Origin of the sequence: Paenibacillus popilliae ATCC 14706 (genome assembly GCF_000315235.1) — a bacterium.
GTDB classification, from domain to species: Bacteria; Bacillota; Bacilli; order Paenibacillales; family Paenibacillaceae; genus Paenibacillus_B; species Paenibacillus_B popilliae.
This window is the reverse complement of record NZ_BALG01000284.1, coordinates 1-479: the sequence shown is the minus strand read 5'-3', so window position 1 is coordinate 479 and position 479 is coordinate 1. Positions and strand designations below refer to the sequence as shown.

Annotated in this window: 1 pseudogene; it reads right to left on the bottom strand. The window is 51.1% G+C overall.

Features of this window, described 5'->3' with window-relative positions:
- Positions 1-454 (bottom strand): annotated as a pseudogene (locus tag PPOP_RS16105) (baseplate J/gp47 family protein); the annotation flags it as partial.
- Positions 455-479 lie beyond the last annotated feature (25 nt).

The window sequence follows — 479 nt, the reverse complement described above, 5'->3', positions numbered from 1 at the left end:
CCGTTTTAGCTCTATAATCGGCTACGTTGCCGCCAAATGCCAAAGCCCGCAAAGATTCGTAATATCGCTCACGTAGCGATTCATCCGTTTCTTCATCTTCCCCGTAAATCAGCACATCAGTGAGCGTAGCGCTTGCTAAGCCGCCAATGTAGTCAATAGGGAAGAGTATTCCTGCGTACTCATTACCGATGCTGCCCAGCTCTTCGGCAGTCAGTCTAAATACACCAGCGTCTATGCGTTCAGAAGCGACATAGTTTACGTCACCTCCCGAAAATCGAGAGCCAAGTGGAACATCCAACCCTTTTCCGTCCGTTCCTGTAAATATCCCTTTACGAACGGCCGCTGTTGCGGGCAGGCGAAACACGCTTCGCTCCTTTGCCTTGTTCGTCAAGTCGATGTCAGCCGCTGTATCTGGAAATGCTCTGTCCATCTCGGACTGCAGCAACGAATACATGATGGCAAGTTCTGCTGCAGCCGGC